Source organism: Halalkalibacter lacteus (assembly GCF_036663595.1).
GTDB lineage: Bacteria > Bacillota > Bacilli > Bacillales > Bacillaceae_D > Halalkalibacter > Halalkalibacter lacteus.
Genome location: NZ_JAWRVL010000013.1, coordinates 42,330 through 57,350, shown reverse-complemented (window position 1 = coordinate 57,350; position 15,021 = coordinate 42,330). Strand labels below are relative to the sequence as shown.

The window sequence follows — 15,021 nt, the reverse complement described above, 5'->3', positions numbered from 1 at the left end:
TAATTCAAGATTTAATTACTCTCAATTATATCTAGCCACTCCACAATAACGTTATCGGTATCAAAATCTTTGACTCTCTCAAAGGATCGTTTAGAAAAGTGGTTATAGATTTCTTCTTTCATTAACACACTAACAATCGAGTTAGCTAAGAATTTTTCAACTAATTCTGATTCCTTAGCTGACGGGTCTGGAACAAGAATACCGAATCTGTCATGTTGAATACCATAATTAATTGAGCCCTTATATTCGTTCGGTGCTAAAATTTCTCGTGGCCCAGATTGACAATCCGTAGATATTACAGGTGTTCCACAAGCCATAGCCTCAGCTAATGCGTTAGGGAAACCTTCATAATATGATGTCATTATAAACACTTTTGAGCTATAGATATACTTGAATGGGTTCTCTTGGAACCCCATATAATGAATACTACCTAAAAGGTCTAACTCATCAGCAATTTTTATTAATGTAGACTTTAATTCACCCTCTCCAAGGATGACTAATTGAGCATTTGGAACTAACTGCTTAACTTTTTTGAAGGACCTTAATAAGTGATGTTGTCCTTTCTGCTTACTTAACCTACCCACTGTTATAATCGTTGGATCTTTGAATATATCTTTCTCGTTGTTTTCAAGTCTTTTCTTTGCTAATTCTTGAATCTTATCGATAGAATAAAAATTATAAATCACCGTTATCTTTTCTCTTGTAAGATCATAGTTTTCTATTAAATCTTCTTTCATTTCCTTCGACACAACGATAATTTTTTGAGCTCTTTTATATAAGAGTTTAATGCTTAAATTCCAAAAAAAAGCCTTCATGCCTTTTTGATGTTTCGTTGACATGAAGTTCCTTACAGAAACTATAGAGTTTTTAGTATTAAAAGTCATCATGTTAAGTAAGTTGGGATATTCTAAAAAACTAATTACCGAAACACCGGCATTTTCTTTTTTTATTTTATTCAACTTTTTAATTCTATTTATAAAAGTTACAACCTTACTAATTAAACCTTTTGGTCGATCTCGATCTAAATAAGTGATTTTACCTACGTATTCATAATCGACTTTAGCTTCTTTACCAAACAAAACAATTTCTTTTTCTATTTGATCTGGAAAATTTAATGATAAGTTAGATACTACTCTTTCTGCACCTCCACCTGAAAGAGTCCCGATAAGTAATATTACTTTTTTTCTCAAATTTTTATCATCCTATCGTTTTACAATATTTGTGATTATTTTAACTTTTATTTTTTGTCTTCTTCAATTTAATTATCTCATAACACAGGTCTTTTCTTTTTATTGATATATTCTCTCATAATTAGAATTAATATAATCAAAATGACTACACCATAAAACCATGTTTTTACAAGCCAATGAAAGTGATTACGCACAACATGTATAAATATCGACATTGTCGATATTGCAAAAAATATTCTTAGTGACTGTCTTTTTAAATTAATATTCTTATCTAAATATGTCAATGAAACTAATAAATATCCAAGTAATATCATAAAAATTGGAGCACCCATTGGTCCATAGTTTAAGAGTGCTTCAGCTACAATATTGAACCCAGCTCCGTATGAAATATCTAAATATCCCTGTGAAAACCAATCACTAATAGGTTCAAACGGTCTTCCTAAAATAGGGAAAATTCTACTGGTAATAAAACCTAACAATGCATTAATATATGTGTTCCCATACGGCCAAATATCCGTCCCATACTTAACTAATACAATAGTCGGTCTCATGGATGCACCCATTTCAAATATACCAGAGATAATTGATGAATTTTTTAACGAAATTGAATTGACAATATTCTCTAAGCTTATGCCGGTATTTCTGATCGACACAATAGCGTCTAATAAGTATAATCCTATAATTGACGTAACACTATATGTGGTTATTGTTTTAAAGTTTATAGTCTTATAAAATGTATGACTCATCCACATCAAAATTATTAGTTTGTATAACCAACTACCTCTATCACCAGAAAGTACACTAATCAATAAATACACTGCAAAAATAAAGTATACAGATATTTTTACATTTTTCCGATACATACTACCTATTAATAATCCTACTAAACATGGAAAAAACATATGTTCAATTAAATTGAAAACAACAACTTTACCGACTACGTCTTCGCCATAATAGTATGCACTGTATCCATATAATTGGGATATTATTAGCTTGTAAACAGCATTGTAAAAAGTAATTGGGATTACAATATAACTAGCAATTAAACACGTATAATATATGGACTCTAAAGTATTATTATTAAGAGTTCCAATATTGGATTCGGAATTTTTCTTTACTTTTTTCCTGGGTTTATGACAAAATACTGCTCCAAAATGAAACATTAATATACTTACTAAAGTAAGCGCTTGAGCATTAACAATTTCCGCTGAGGTTGGAACACCCATAGTATATAAGGTTGTTTCGCCTATTTCATGAGTTTGATGAATTCCAAAAGCCCACATCAAAGGTTGCCCATAATTAAACAGAAAAAAAAACACCATGAAAATAATATATAAAGAAAAAACATTCCCTGTCAATTTATACCATGTAATAACAATATAAACTCCAAGAGCAACTCCCAGCCAAGAAAGCCCAAAAATCAGGTTGCTATAATCTACGTTATTGTTGATTGTTGTTGTAATTAAAAGATATGAGATATAGCCAATGATTGTTGTATATATAACTATTATACGAAGTCCTAATTTAGCAAAACTCTTTTTGTTATTCATTATTGCATCCATATCTCCTTACATTAACTCGAAGTTTCAATTAAACTTTTATCAAAAACATCTTTTTTGTGCTGCTTTGACAATCGAACACAACTCTTCAAGTTCAAAAGCTTTACGGTAAGATTAAATTGCAGTTTGTAATCAAATCTAGGCTTAATCAAACTTACATAGTTTATATGAGATTAAAAAAATTATTTATTTTCTCTTGAAAATCCTTTTTAGAAAATTTCTCAGTAACGTTGCTCTTAGCGTTTATACCAATTCTCTTTCTCATATCTGAAGAATTTATTAAAGTTGTTAACCCTGAAATTAATTCATCAATCGAATCTTTTTTGATTAATAATCCTAAGTTACCAGATTCAATTATTTCACTAGCTCCCCCGACTTCTGTAGCAATTACCGGCAGTTGATGACCCATTGCTTCTATTACAACTCTAGGTAATCCTTCAGATCTGGATGGAAGTACAAAGATATCCATCGCACTATAAGCTCTACTTACTTCTTTGCAAAATGGTATGTTCTTAAATGAAACATTCGCTTTCTCAATTTTACCGAGTTGCATATCCCAATAACTTTCGTGTCCAGGGCTTACATCACCGACAACGAGAAGTTCAATATTACTAGGGTTATTATTTAGTTCAATAAAAGAATCTACTAAGATATCAAGTCCTTTTCTTTCATTAATTGATCCTAAATAACCAATAACAAATTTGTTTTCTAAGATACCGAGTCTTATTTTCGACTCGTTTTTATCAAAAATTTTATATTGATCAAAATCGAAACCTGTATAGATATTTGTTATTTTATGATTATACTTTTCAATTTTCTCTTGAGGTAAATATCTCAATACTCCTTGAGCAATCGTAATTATGTTATCTGAAAACTTCAAGCCAACTTCAGTCAGTTTAGAGTTTGGAACATCCGACCTTATATACCATACATTTTTCTTCTTCAGTATTTTTGTCGCTAATACAGAGTATAGTAGAGCTCTTAAATCGTTCACATAAACGATATCAACATTGTTTTTTTCAATATAACGAATCATTTTAAGGTTATAAAACAAAATTTGAAAGGCTACAAACATTTTCCCAATGATTGAATATTCTAAGGCTTTTCCACCAAAGACATTAGCCCTTTTTCCCAGTTTCACAATATCAACTTGTATATTATTTTCTTCTAAACCACTCTTCAACTTGCCATGCTCTGTTGTAACAACCTTATAATCAAAGTTATTTTTATCAAGACTTTGAATAAGTTTTAGCATGCTTTTTTGGGCACCATAAAAGGAGTCATAGCGAGACTCCAAAAACATAATTTTTTTCTTCATCTCAAAACCCTAACCTTCTTTAATTAATACTTTCATCTGTTCTATATATGCATTAACAACAATCTGCCGATCAAACTCTTTCTCTATCTTACCCCGACCAGCTAAGCCCATCTCTTTCTTCTCTTCATAGCTAAGATCCAAAAACTTTTCTATTTTATCTATAAGGTCCGTACTATTCTCTTGTTCAACTACATATCCATTGATACCATTATCTACAATTTCTCTACACCCACTCCTATTTGTCGTAATAATCGGCCGTCCACTAGCTGCACTTTCTAGTAACACGTTAGACATTCCTTCAGGGTAATAGGTTGGGTGGATCGTACAGTGAGTTTCTTTAAGTATTTCTCTTATGTCATTTACCATACCATGATATTTGATAACTCCCCGTTGTTCGAGTTCCTGAAGCTTCTCTTCATAATTTTCTTCACAAAAGCCACAGATATGGAATTTAGAATCTGGATATTTTTTCCTTATATACTCCGCGGCTTCTAGATACTGGTCAATCCCTTTTTCCTTCATAATTCTTGAAATGAAAACGAATTCAGTCTTTTTTTCGATAGGATAGTCTATGAGTGAAAAATGCTCTGTATTTACCCCTGAACCTGGAATAAGTTTTGGTCTCCCAGTCCCTATTTTTTCTTTATTAAACAACTGCTTATTTTCTTCGTTTTGAAACATTATACAGCTACTTTTCTTTAAAGATACTCTATGCATTATTAACATTACTTTCTGCATAAGGCTTTTCTTCTCAACAGCTGTACCTAATCCTGTGATGTTCGGGATATGAGGAATTTTTAATAACCTACAAACGAATCCCCCGTACAAATTAGGTTTTACAGTATAAGACATTACCAAATCAGGACGGATTTTTCGTATGACTTTAAAATATTTTCTGATTAGCCTAGCATCTGTTATAGGGTTCGTACCTCTACGATCGAGCGGAAGGTCTATACACTCACACCCCATCTCTTTTAACTTTTCAACCTTTTCTCCGTAAGGTTGAATGACATAAACATAAAAATCTTCATCTATTAATCTTTGAATAATTTCTCTTCTAAAGTTATAAGTGTATGCATGATGATTTGAAAGTATAACTACTTTTTTCACTCTATTCCTCCGTCAATCTTATTGATTCTTTAAAATCTACTAGATTATAGCTTTTATGTCTATAATTAACGTCAATTTCTTTACTATACACTAGATCACCAAATATTTTTCTCGTTAAATCGGTTTTAATATTTTTCAAAAACGAATTAAATACTTTAGTCATCCAAATACGTTTATCAATTGACTTCGCAATTTCCTTTACCATTTCTGAAGTACATACATACTCTCTATCTTGAGGAAAGAAAAGTCCATTTATCGGATTATCAACTAAAGATTTAATGTATTCGTTTAAATTATCAATATAAATCATACTTCTTTCATTTTTTATATCAGGAAATACCAGGGTTATTCTGGTAAGTGAAGATAATTTCGCATAATTCCCATTGCATCCTCGTCCGTAAATCATTGGTGGGCGAATAACTGAAACTTTATATTGAGGATCTTCTAATTCACGAATAAGCCTCTCTGCTTCAAGCTTTGATTTCCCATAATGCGACTTTGGTTTAGTGACCGTATCTTTATCAATTATCCCTGTATCTTTACCATAGACACTCATTGAACTAAAAAAGATAAAGTGTTCAACACCTTCAGTTTTTGCTTTATTTGCAATTTCATATGCTAAGTCTCGATTAACTTTGTAATACAAATTTTTATCAACCTTACGTTCATTTAGGTGAGCAATACCTGCAACGTGAAGAACAGTGTCGTAGGAGGAAAAGTCAATTTCCTTCCATGAATCACCCCTTACGCTGATCTTTTCCACTTTATAACAATGAGTATCCTTTGCTAACCACATTTCAAAGCTATTGCCAATGTAACTATTTTCACCTGTGATTAAAATTTTTTTCATCGTTACAAGGACTCCTTTGTGCTCTTGTTATCACCAGGTTGTTTCGATCCAGTTCTACCTTCAACAACTCCATCACTCTTTACAACACTCACGATAGTTCCAAAGAAGCATTTAATGTCCATCCACAAGCCAATTTTTTCGACAAACTCGCCATCTAGCTTGGCCTTCATCTCAATAGGAAGCTCATCTCTACCATTAATCTGCGCCCACCCTGTTAATCCAGGAGGTACATCATTAGCACCGTATTTATCACGCTCAGCAATAAGATCGTACTGATTCCACAACGCTGGTCTAGGCCCGATAATACTCATCTGGCCAATAAATATATTCCAAATCTGAGGTAACTCATCTAATGAAGTTTTCCTAAGAAACTTACCTATCTTGGTAATATATTGACCCGGGTTATCCAAAAGATGTGTTGGTGTATCTTTAGGAGTGTCAATTCTCATAGTTCGGAACTTTAAAATATTAAAATGTGTTTTGTTGATTCCAATACGCTTTTGTTTAAACAGCACTGGACCTTTAGATTCCAACTTAATAGCTAAGATTAAAATCAAGAAAATTGGTGATAACACTATAAATCCTATTAATGAAAGCACTATGTCTAATAATCTTTTTATTTTCATATACATTTCTCTTAAAACTCCTTAACCTTAGTTAGTTTGTTAGTACTTAATTGGAATCTCACCTCTTCCAACCAACCACTAAACAGTAATTCCAACTAATCCATTTACCCATGTGTTGTATTCAATTCAAAGTTATCCTGTCACATTGCTCGGACAAAGTAAAAAGAAAGAAACACACTTATTTCCTTCTTTTTCATTAACATTTAATAACCATTCGGGCCTGTACTATACTTATATATCGTTCTATTCCACCACACTCAAAACCCTCAACTCACCAACCCTAAAGTTAGCAATATCCAACAACTCTTGCCTTAACCCCTCACGACTCTGCCCTTCAAACCGTCCAACCAAATCATAAGTCACATTAATATTAACCTCAGGCGTCTTCCCACGGTAAATTTTCGGATAAACCTGCTCGCTATGCACTTCATCCTCACCAAGCAATTCCTCAAACATCTTCTCCCCAGGTCTCATGCCAGAAAAGACAATCGGAATCTCCTCTTCCGTATAACCAGATAACTTGATCACGTTACGAGCCAAATCTACTATCTTAACCGGCTCTCCCATATCAAGCACAAACACTTCTCCACCTTCAGCAAGCGCCCCAGCTTGGAGTACCAACCTTGATGCTTCTGGAATGGTCATAAAATAGCGAACCATATCTGGATGCGTAACCGTCAACGGTCCACCATTTTGAATTTGTTGCTTAAAGAGCGGTATTACACTTCCACGACTTCCAAGAACATTCCCAAACCGCACCGCAACAAATCTCGTATCACTAATCATATCCATATGCTGCACAACCATCTCAGCAATACGTTTTGTCGCTCCCATCACACTCGTAGGATTAACCGCCTTATCGGTCGATACCATCACAAACGTATTAACTTTCGCTGCACTTGCAGCCTCGGCTACATTCTTCGTTCCAATCACGTTATTCTTAACCGCTTCTTCAGGATTACGCTCCATTAATGGAACGTGTTTATGAGCGGCTGCATGGTAGACTACGTGTGGCTGTCTAGTAGCCATAATTGAGAACATCTTATCTCGATCTTGAACATCGGCAATTTCCGTTGAGATGTTTAACTCTGGTACCGTTCTTCTTAACTCCATTTCAATCGAGTAAATACTATTCTCACCGTGCCCAAGTAAAACTAGCTCTTTTGGGGAAAACTTTGAGATCTGACGACAAATCTCTGAACCAATTGACCCGCCCGCTCCTGTAACTAGGACTGTTTTTCCTTTTACATACTCCTCAATACCGGCAACATCGAGTTCAACAGGCTCACGTCCTAGTAAGTCTTCTACTTCTACATCGCGGAATTGATTTACGGATACTTTCCCTGACATAATGTCCTCGATCCGCGGAAGGATTTGTGTCTTTGCTTTTGTTTTGGAACATTCTTGGAAAATTGTGTTTAATTCTTTTTGATCTAACGAAGGGATCGCAATGATGATATGTTCGATTTTTAATTGATTAACGGTTTCTTCGATCTTTTCTACCCCGCCAACAACTGGTAGATTTAATACTTCAAGGTTTTGCTTTGTTACGTCATCATCAATAAACGCTACTGAGTTCATATCTGATTCTTGGCTTTGTTGCAGCTGTCTGACAACCATGGTTCCAGCTGCACCAGCACCAATGATTAAGGTATTTTTTTTGTTTTTTGCTGGCTGAATATACTGGTCTCGAACGAGTCTCCATGAAAAGCGAGATCCTCCGATAAAAAGGATGTGCATCATCCACGTAATCGCTAGCGTTCGCAGGAAGACTTCTTGGAAAAAGACTAGTTGAATAACACCCGTTACGATAATCGAGAACGTGACAGCTTTAAAAATGCCTGTCAGTTCAGAAATACTAGCATATTGCCATACTTTTTTATAAAGATGATAGACATGCGCAAATAGATGATGACTAACTAACAACGTGAAAGAACTGACAAATAAGATCGCCGTAAAAGGATTCGCTAACGGTATTAATAAGAAATAACTAATAAAAATGGCTGTTAGTACAATAAGCGAGTCAACGGTCATCAATGCAGCTATTCGTTTACGATAGGACATGAATTTTCCCCTTTCTTTTTTACCCGTTTCGTTTCATATAATAAAACCTTAAGCTATAATTCCGATTTTCACTTTAGAAGAATCATAGGTTAAGGCTTTATCAAAGCTTTAACCTTTTATAAAAGGAGAGGTTGCCCCCCTCCTTCTTATCTAATGACTCAAAGTCTTATGCTTTTTAAGTAGTTCTTCCATTTCTCTTAATAATGGCTGGCTCAACTCTTCATTCTGCAGGGCAAACTTCAAAGTAGTTAAGACAAACCCTAACTTCTCCCCTACATCAAACCGTTCTCCTTCAAAGTCATAAGCGTAGACAGATTGTAATTCATTTAATTTTTGAATTGCATCAGTAAGCTGAATCTCACCACCAGCACCCGTTTCTTGCTTCTCTAGATATTCAAAGATTTCTGGCGTTAATAAATAACGTCCCATAATCGCTAAATTAGAAGGCGCTGTGCCCTTTGCTGGCTTTTCAACGAAATTGCTCACTTGATACGCTCTTCCCTCTTGAGAGATCGGATCGACAATTCCGTAACGATGTGTTTGATCCTCAGGTATGGTTTGAACACCGATGACAGACGAACCTGTTTTTTCATACACATCGATCAGTTGTTTTGTACACGGTATTTGAGCTTGAACAATGTCATCTCCAAGAAGTACCGCAAACGGCTCATCTCCAATAAACTTCCGAGCACACCATACAGCATGTCCTAATCCTTTCGGTTCCTTTTGTCGAATGTAATGGATATCCACTTTTGATGCTTTTTGAACTTTATCTAGTAAGTCAAACTTTTCTTTTTCAATCAAATTTTGTTCTAATTCAAATGCGTGATCAAAATGATCCTCAATTGCACGCTTTCCTTTTCCGGTCACGATAATAATATCCTCAATTCCAGCTTCTATCGCCTCTTCAATGATGTATTGAATTGTTGGTTTATCGACGATTGGTAACATTTCCTTTGGCATAGCTTTCGTTGCTGGCAGGAACCTCGTTCCAAGACCCGCAGCTGGTATGATAGCTTTTCGTACTTTTTTAATCAATGTAGTAACCCCCATTTATCTTTTAATCACATACAATTAAAGCCTTAAGCTATTAACCTTCTCTTTAAGATCAATAGCTTAAGGCTCTATCTACTTTTATAAATTTAAATATAATAAGAGGCATCTAACCCCTCCTCACATCACACCACCGACGACAACAGCGTCTAAGGTTTTCACCCACAGCATGATCGAGTGCCCCCATCGATAACGGCAAGGAGACATTGCCAATAAACTCTTCTTTTGTATTAGCGAGTTTCTTGCTGCTTTCTCATCTCGATGGCTTGCTTTAAAAGTTCCTGGATCGCATCGAGCTTTCCCTTCGGTGCATCCTGCTTTATATACCTAATTGCTTTTACAATCGATTTGGGCATTTGATCTATTTGTTTCATTTTTTTACATCGCCTCACAAAAAAAGACCCCAAGATTATGTTCTCGTGCTCTCTCATCGTTGTTTTTTCATCTAAGTAATTGTATTTTGCTCACAAACCAACAGTGACTTAAGGCCTATATCTCAATAACACTAATCGACATCTTTCGATAATGAGACTAAAGCATTGTATCTTGATAAAATTTTATATATATACGCATAATTATGGTTTTTAAGTAATTCCTTAGCCTAATAAATTCTCATAGATTTACATAATTTTTTAACACCTTACTAGTGTAATAGCTTATCTTACATTATTCAACATTTAATATATACAAACTTTCGACATATTCTGCACATGCAAAAATGTAAGCGTTGCGAAAAAAGTCACAAGAAAAAACCAATAATTAACTCCCACAGCTACTATTGGCTCTAATAGTTATATAGACATAACATCTTAAAAGAAATAGAGTCTTTTCCGTTTCTTGACAGGCTCTGGTGGCAATACTTGTACGTAATGAGTATCTAACAGCAACTCAGCATTTTCTTTATACTGGTAAACTGCATCGAATCCAAATCCATCCTCCAGTACCGAGTATGCCTCGCGTAGACGAAATGGTCGTTCATTTAGATTATGTGCATCCGAGGCAATGAAGTGCGTTAAATTTGCGTCAATTAGTTGCTCGGTGAATTTCTTCACTTTTTTTCCGAGGTGACCTGTTAAACTTGATGCCGTCACTTGTGTTAACACGCCAGTCTTCACCATGTCATAAAGCAGATCAGGCTTTTCTACAAATACTTTATTCCGTTCCGGATGAGCAATGATTGGCGTGTACCCTTTCATCTGCAAATCATAAAACAGTCTTGTTGTGTAATGAGGAATACCATTCGACGGAAATTCAACTAAAAGATAGGAACTTTGTGGTGTCAAAGGCAAGACATCACCTAATTCCATATTTTGAATGACTTCCCCATGTATTCGAATTTCCTGTGACGGGATCACAGTTAGGTTGATGTTTGCTTGTTCAAAGGCTTCGTTTAACTCTTCTACTTTTCTTAAAATAGACGGACCACTATTTTCAAACATTGGGTGCTGGTGATGAGGTGTCGCAATGATTTTCGTGATCCCTTCTGATTCTGCTAGTCTAGCTAATTCTAAACTTTCTGCAAGCGTACTAGGACCATCATCGACACCTGGTAGTATGTGACAATGAATATCGATCATTTTGACAACCTCCTCTTAGTCTAGTTTTCTTACGATTACTTCGTGCTGTAATAATAATAACTACCGGAATCAATTTTCTTATTATTTAAAATTGCTCCAAGTATGTTTGCTTTTGCATTTACTAGTTGGACTTTTGCTTTCTTCACTTCTTCACGCTCTGTTTTCCCACTTGAAACAACCAAAATGGTGCCGTCACATTTGCTTGCTAGGATCTGTGCATCGGCTACTGCCATAACCGGTGGTGTATCAAGAATAATTGTGTCGAACATTTCTTTCGCACGCTCTAGTACTAGTCCCATCATTCGTGAGTTTAATAGTTCAGCAGGGTTTGGGGGAATTGGACCCGATGGTAGGACTGATAGATTTTCAATCTTTGTTTCTTGAACCAATTCTTCTAAGCTACCTTGCTTCGTTAACACATTCGTTAGTCCACTCATATTCGCAACACCAAATGTGTAATGGATCGTTGGTTTGCGTAAATCCGTATCTAATAACAAGACTGAATTTCCATTTTGCGCCATGACGACTGCTAAATTGGCAGCTGTTGTTGACTTCCCTTCTGCTGGTCCAGCGGAAGTTACAAGAATCGTCTTAATTTCACGGTCGACCGCAGAAAATTCAATATTCGTTCGAATTGTACGGTATTGCTCAGAAATCGGTGAGCTCTTGCTTTCTTGCGTAACTAGACTTCGTTGTAACTGTACTTGAGACTTCTTATCTTTTCGAGACACTGCTCACTTCACCCCTTCTTTACTTTCTTTCCGCTTTTTTCATCCAACGTTGCGACAACTCCTAAAATAGGGAGTTCTAGCACATCTTCAATGTCTTTTTCCGTTTTCATTGTCGTATCTAAATATTCAAGTAAGAAAGCTAGTCCTACAGCAGCCATTAACCCTACAACAAGGGCAATTGCAATATTTAATGTTGGATTCGGTTTAATTGGCGATGGTGAATCACTTACTTGAGCTTGGGACAAAATACTAACATTGTCGACACTCATAATCGAAACAATTTCACGCTGAAAGACAGTCGCAATCGTGTTCGCGATATGCGCTGCAGTTGAAGGCTGTTCATGTTCAACGGTAATGTTGACAACTTGTGAATTGTCTTGACTTCCAACGCTTACTTTGCTATTTAATGCCCCAACGGACTCAGAAAGGTTTGCTTCTTCTATGACCTTTTCTAAAATAATAGGGCTTTTAATAATCACGTTGTACGTATTAATAAGCTCGAGATTCGTTCGGATATCATTTTGACTAAAGGCTTGATCATTCTGTGTTTGATTGACGAGAATTTGCGTAGAGCTTTGGTAAATGGGTGTTAAGAGGTAGTAGCTAACAAGAGCACTGACTAATGCGGCAATAATTGGGATAATGATAATAAGCTTCATACGCCTCTTTAACGTAAGAAAAATGTCCTTTAAGCTAATTGTTTCTTCCATTCTGCTTGAAAACCTCCTAAATTTAGTAACTACAATAAAATGGATTATATCATAGATTGTCAAAAGCTGTTGAAATTTTTTGTTGCTCCTCTATTACAATTTACCTATAATGACTAAAGGAATCTATATTCTTTTTTGGGGAATTTTATAAAAATCAATAAGGAGATCGTACAAATATGAAGAAGAAACTGCTAATTAGTCTAGGTCTTTTGTTTAGTGTTGTGCTTATAGCTGTTGTTGCTTACGGTTTTTATTTATATAAATCTGTTACCGATACGGTTCAGGAAATTCATGAGCCAATTGATCGGGTGACTGAGAAGCGTGAGGAAAAGGTCGATGTCGACAGTGCTCAGCCGATTTCGTTTCTGATTGCTGGGGTGGACTCTCGCGGGGATCATCATTCTGGACGATCGGATACGATTATTGTTATGACCGTGAATCCTAAGGAACGTTCGGTGAAAATGCTGAGTATTCCTCGTGATACGCGCACGGAAATTGTTGGAAGAGGTACGATCGATAAAATTAATCATGCCTACGCTTTTGGTGGCGTGGAGATGACGATGGATACGGTTGAGAACTTTCTTGATATCCCGATCGACCATTATGTGAGTATTAACATGGAAGGCTTTAAAGGATTAGTTGATGCGCTTGGCGGAGTGGCTGTTACCAATTCGTTTCAGTTTAAACAAAGTGGTTATACTTTTCCGGAAGGTGAACTTTTCTTAAACGGTGAAAAAGCTCTTGCTTATTCAAGAATGCGTTATGAAGATCCGCGTGGTGATTTCGGTCGGAATGATCGGCAGCGTCAGATTGTCGAAGCGGTCATTCAAGAAGGAGCTCAGATTAGTTCGGTTACGAGAGTGGGAAGTATTTTAAATGAAGTTGGGAAGTCGGTTCGTACGGACTTGGATTTAGATGGAATGTGGAAGGTTCAATCGAAGTATAGAGGTGCTCGTCACTCGGTTGAGCAGTTGGAGATTAAAGGGAACGGAACAAAGATTGACGGGATCTATTATTTAGAAATTCCCAATGACGAAGTCGAGCGTGTACAAGCTGAATTGCGTGGACATTTGGAGTTGGAATAGCGAAGGAACTATGACAAACACTCTCTTACTTTTAAGAGGGTGTTTTTGAAGAAGATCGTTATTACCGTTGGAGCATGAACAGTCGGAATAGCCATTGCTGTATTAGCTTCTATGCTGGGTAGTTTGTAAGTGAAAAAAGGGAGAATGATTGTCCATCATGGCCACCATTCTCCCTTCCCAAAAACAGGGTCTGACCCTCAAAGCATGGCCAAAGGGCCAAACCAAACCCTTCTACAAAACCGGTCTCTTCACAAGATCAATAATCGCGTCGACAACATCCGCAATCGAAAGCGACGTCGTATCTAGCTCAACCGCATCACTTGCCTTACGTAGTGGTGCAACCGCTCGTGTCGAGTCTAGCTCATCACGCTTCGCAATTTCCTTTTTCAACTCTTCTACGTTCGATGGCATGCCTTTTTTTATCTGTTCTTCGTGACGGCGTTCCGCGCGTACATCGACAGAAGCGGTTAGAAATACTTTTAATTTAGCATCAGGCAAGACATGTGTGCCTATATCTCTACCATCAAGAATTGAATTTCCTTCCATTGCTAGCTTTCTTTGACGTTCGACCATTTCGAGTCGTACGGCTTCGTGACTTGCCACTTGTGGGACATATTGATTCACTTCTGCTGTACGGATGTCTGTTGTTACATCTTGATCGTTTACGAATACCTTTGTTCCTTCTTCTTCATTTATTAGTTGAATCGTGATCGTATCGAGAAGTGCCTTTAACGCTGATCCGTCTTGGACATCTACTTTATGTTGAATGGCTGCGTAAGCCAATGTGCGGTACATCGCACCTGTATCAATATATAAATAAGAAAGATGTTCTGCTACTAATTTTGCTACCGTGCTTTTTCCTGCGCCAGCTGGGCCATCAATCGCTATGTTAATGATAGTTGTCATTTTTACACCTCATCTGTTTATTCGACACTCTCACTCTATAAATATCAAGTCATATCTTACCATATCATCAGACAATATTTAAAGAGCAATTATTCTTTCTATATATTTTTACATTTTTCATTTGGAATCATGATTTAGCTTTTCCTTTCCTCTATTACTTGCTAGAATACCAAGATAACAACGTAACTTTACATGAAATTTTACGTAAATACAGTTTATTTTCTTAGTTGATTCACGTTATA

The 15,021-nt window shown here is 36.0% G+C and carries 14 protein-coding genes; 1 reads left to right on the top strand and 13 read right to left on the bottom strand.

The features are described 5' to 3' along the window. Nucleotides 1-11: 11 nt before the first annotated feature. The 12 genes from SAZ04_RS11365 to SAZ04_RS11310 form a co-directional block, all read right to left on the bottom strand. Nucleotides 12-1,190 (bottom strand): glycosyltransferase, encoded by a 1,179-nt coding sequence (locus tag SAZ04_RS11365; RefSeq protein ID WP_332695153.1) that lies wholly within the window; start codon nt 1,188-1,190, stop codon nt 12-14. A gap of 77 nt (nt 1,191-1,267) precedes the next feature. Then, entirely contained in the window at nt 1,268-2,752 is a 1,485-nt protein-coding gene (gene wzy, locus SAZ04_RS11360; RefSeq protein WP_332695151.1) for an O-antigen polysaccharide polymerase Wzy, read from the bottom strand. 160 nt (nt 2,753-2,912) lie between these two features. Further along, nucleotides 2,913-4,067: a glycosyltransferase family 4 protein gene (locus tag SAZ04_RS11355; RefSeq protein WP_332695150.1), complete on the bottom strand. Its 1,155-nt coding sequence runs from the start codon at nt 4,065-4,067 to the stop codon at nt 2,913-2,915. A gap of 9 nt (nt 4,068-4,076) precedes the next feature. After that, entirely contained in the window at nt 4,077-5,177 is a 1,101-nt protein-coding gene (locus SAZ04_RS11350; RefSeq protein ID WP_332695149.1) for a glycosyltransferase family 4 protein, read from the bottom strand. A 1-nt stretch (nt 5,178) separates the two neighbouring features. Next, nucleotides 5,179-6,027 carry an NAD-dependent epimerase/dehydratase family protein gene (locus SAZ04_RS11345; protein ID WP_332695147.1) on the bottom strand — a complete coding sequence of 283 codons (849 nt, stop codon included), beginning with the start codon at nt 6,025-6,027 and terminating at the stop codon, nt 5,179-5,181. A gap of 2 nt (nt 6,028-6,029) precedes the next feature. Then, entirely contained in the window at nt 6,030-6,659 is a 630-nt protein-coding gene (locus SAZ04_RS11340; RefSeq protein ID WP_332695144.1) for a sugar transferase, read from the bottom strand. Between the two features lie 237 nt (nt 6,660-6,896). Then, the gene (locus tag SAZ04_RS11335; protein WP_332695142.1) at nt 6,897-8,717 is read right to left on the bottom strand and encodes a polysaccharide biosynthesis protein; all 1,821 of its coding nucleotides are present in this window, start codon (nt 8,715-8,717) and stop codon (nt 6,897-6,899) included. Between the two features lie 150 nt (nt 8,718-8,867). After that, the gene (gene galU, locus SAZ04_RS11330; RefSeq protein WP_332695276.1) at nt 8,868-9,752 is read right to left on the bottom strand and encodes a UTP--glucose-1-phosphate uridylyltransferase GalU; all 885 of its coding nucleotides are present in this window, start codon (nt 9,750-9,752) and stop codon (nt 8,868-8,870) included. Nucleotides 9,753-10,000: 248 nt separating this feature from the next. Then, nucleotides 10,001-10,144: a hypothetical protein gene (locus SAZ04_RS11325; protein WP_332695140.1), complete on the bottom strand. Its 144-nt coding sequence runs from the start codon at nt 10,142-10,144 to the stop codon at nt 10,001-10,003. A gap of 435 nt (nt 10,145-10,579) precedes the next feature. After that, nucleotides 10,580-11,347, bottom strand: coding sequence for a tyrosine-protein phosphatase (locus tag SAZ04_RS11320; protein WP_332695138.1), 768 nt, complete (start codon nt 11,345-11,347; stop codon nt 10,580-10,582). A 35-nt stretch (nt 11,348-11,382) separates the two neighbouring features. Then, nucleotides 11,383-12,078, bottom strand: coding sequence for a CpsD/CapB family tyrosine-protein kinase (locus SAZ04_RS11315; RefSeq protein WP_332695136.1), 696 nt, complete (start codon nt 12,076-12,078; stop codon nt 11,383-11,385). An 8-nt stretch (nt 12,079-12,086) separates the two neighbouring features. After that, nucleotides 12,087-12,788 carry a YveK family protein gene (locus SAZ04_RS11310; protein WP_332695134.1) on the bottom strand — a complete coding sequence of 234 codons (702 nt, stop codon included), beginning with the start codon at nt 12,786-12,788 and terminating at the stop codon, nt 12,087-12,089. A gap of 176 nt (nt 12,789-12,964) precedes the next feature. Here SAZ04_RS11310 and SAZ04_RS11305 point away from each other — a divergent pair, with 176 nt between their 5' ends. Continuing rightward, complete coding sequence (locus SAZ04_RS11305; protein WP_332695132.1) at nt 12,965-13,873, top strand: LCP family glycopolymer transferase; 909 nt, start codon at nt 12,965-12,967, stop codon at nt 13,871-13,873. A gap of 231 nt (nt 13,874-14,104) precedes the next feature. Here SAZ04_RS11305 and cmk read toward each other — a convergent pair whose 3' ends face one another. Further along, nucleotides 14,105-14,779 (bottom strand): (d)CMP kinase, encoded by a 675-nt coding sequence (gene cmk / locus SAZ04_RS11300; protein ID WP_332695130.1) that lies wholly within the window; start codon nt 14,777-14,779, stop codon nt 14,105-14,107. Between the last annotated feature and the right edge of the window lie 242 nt (nt 14,780-15,021).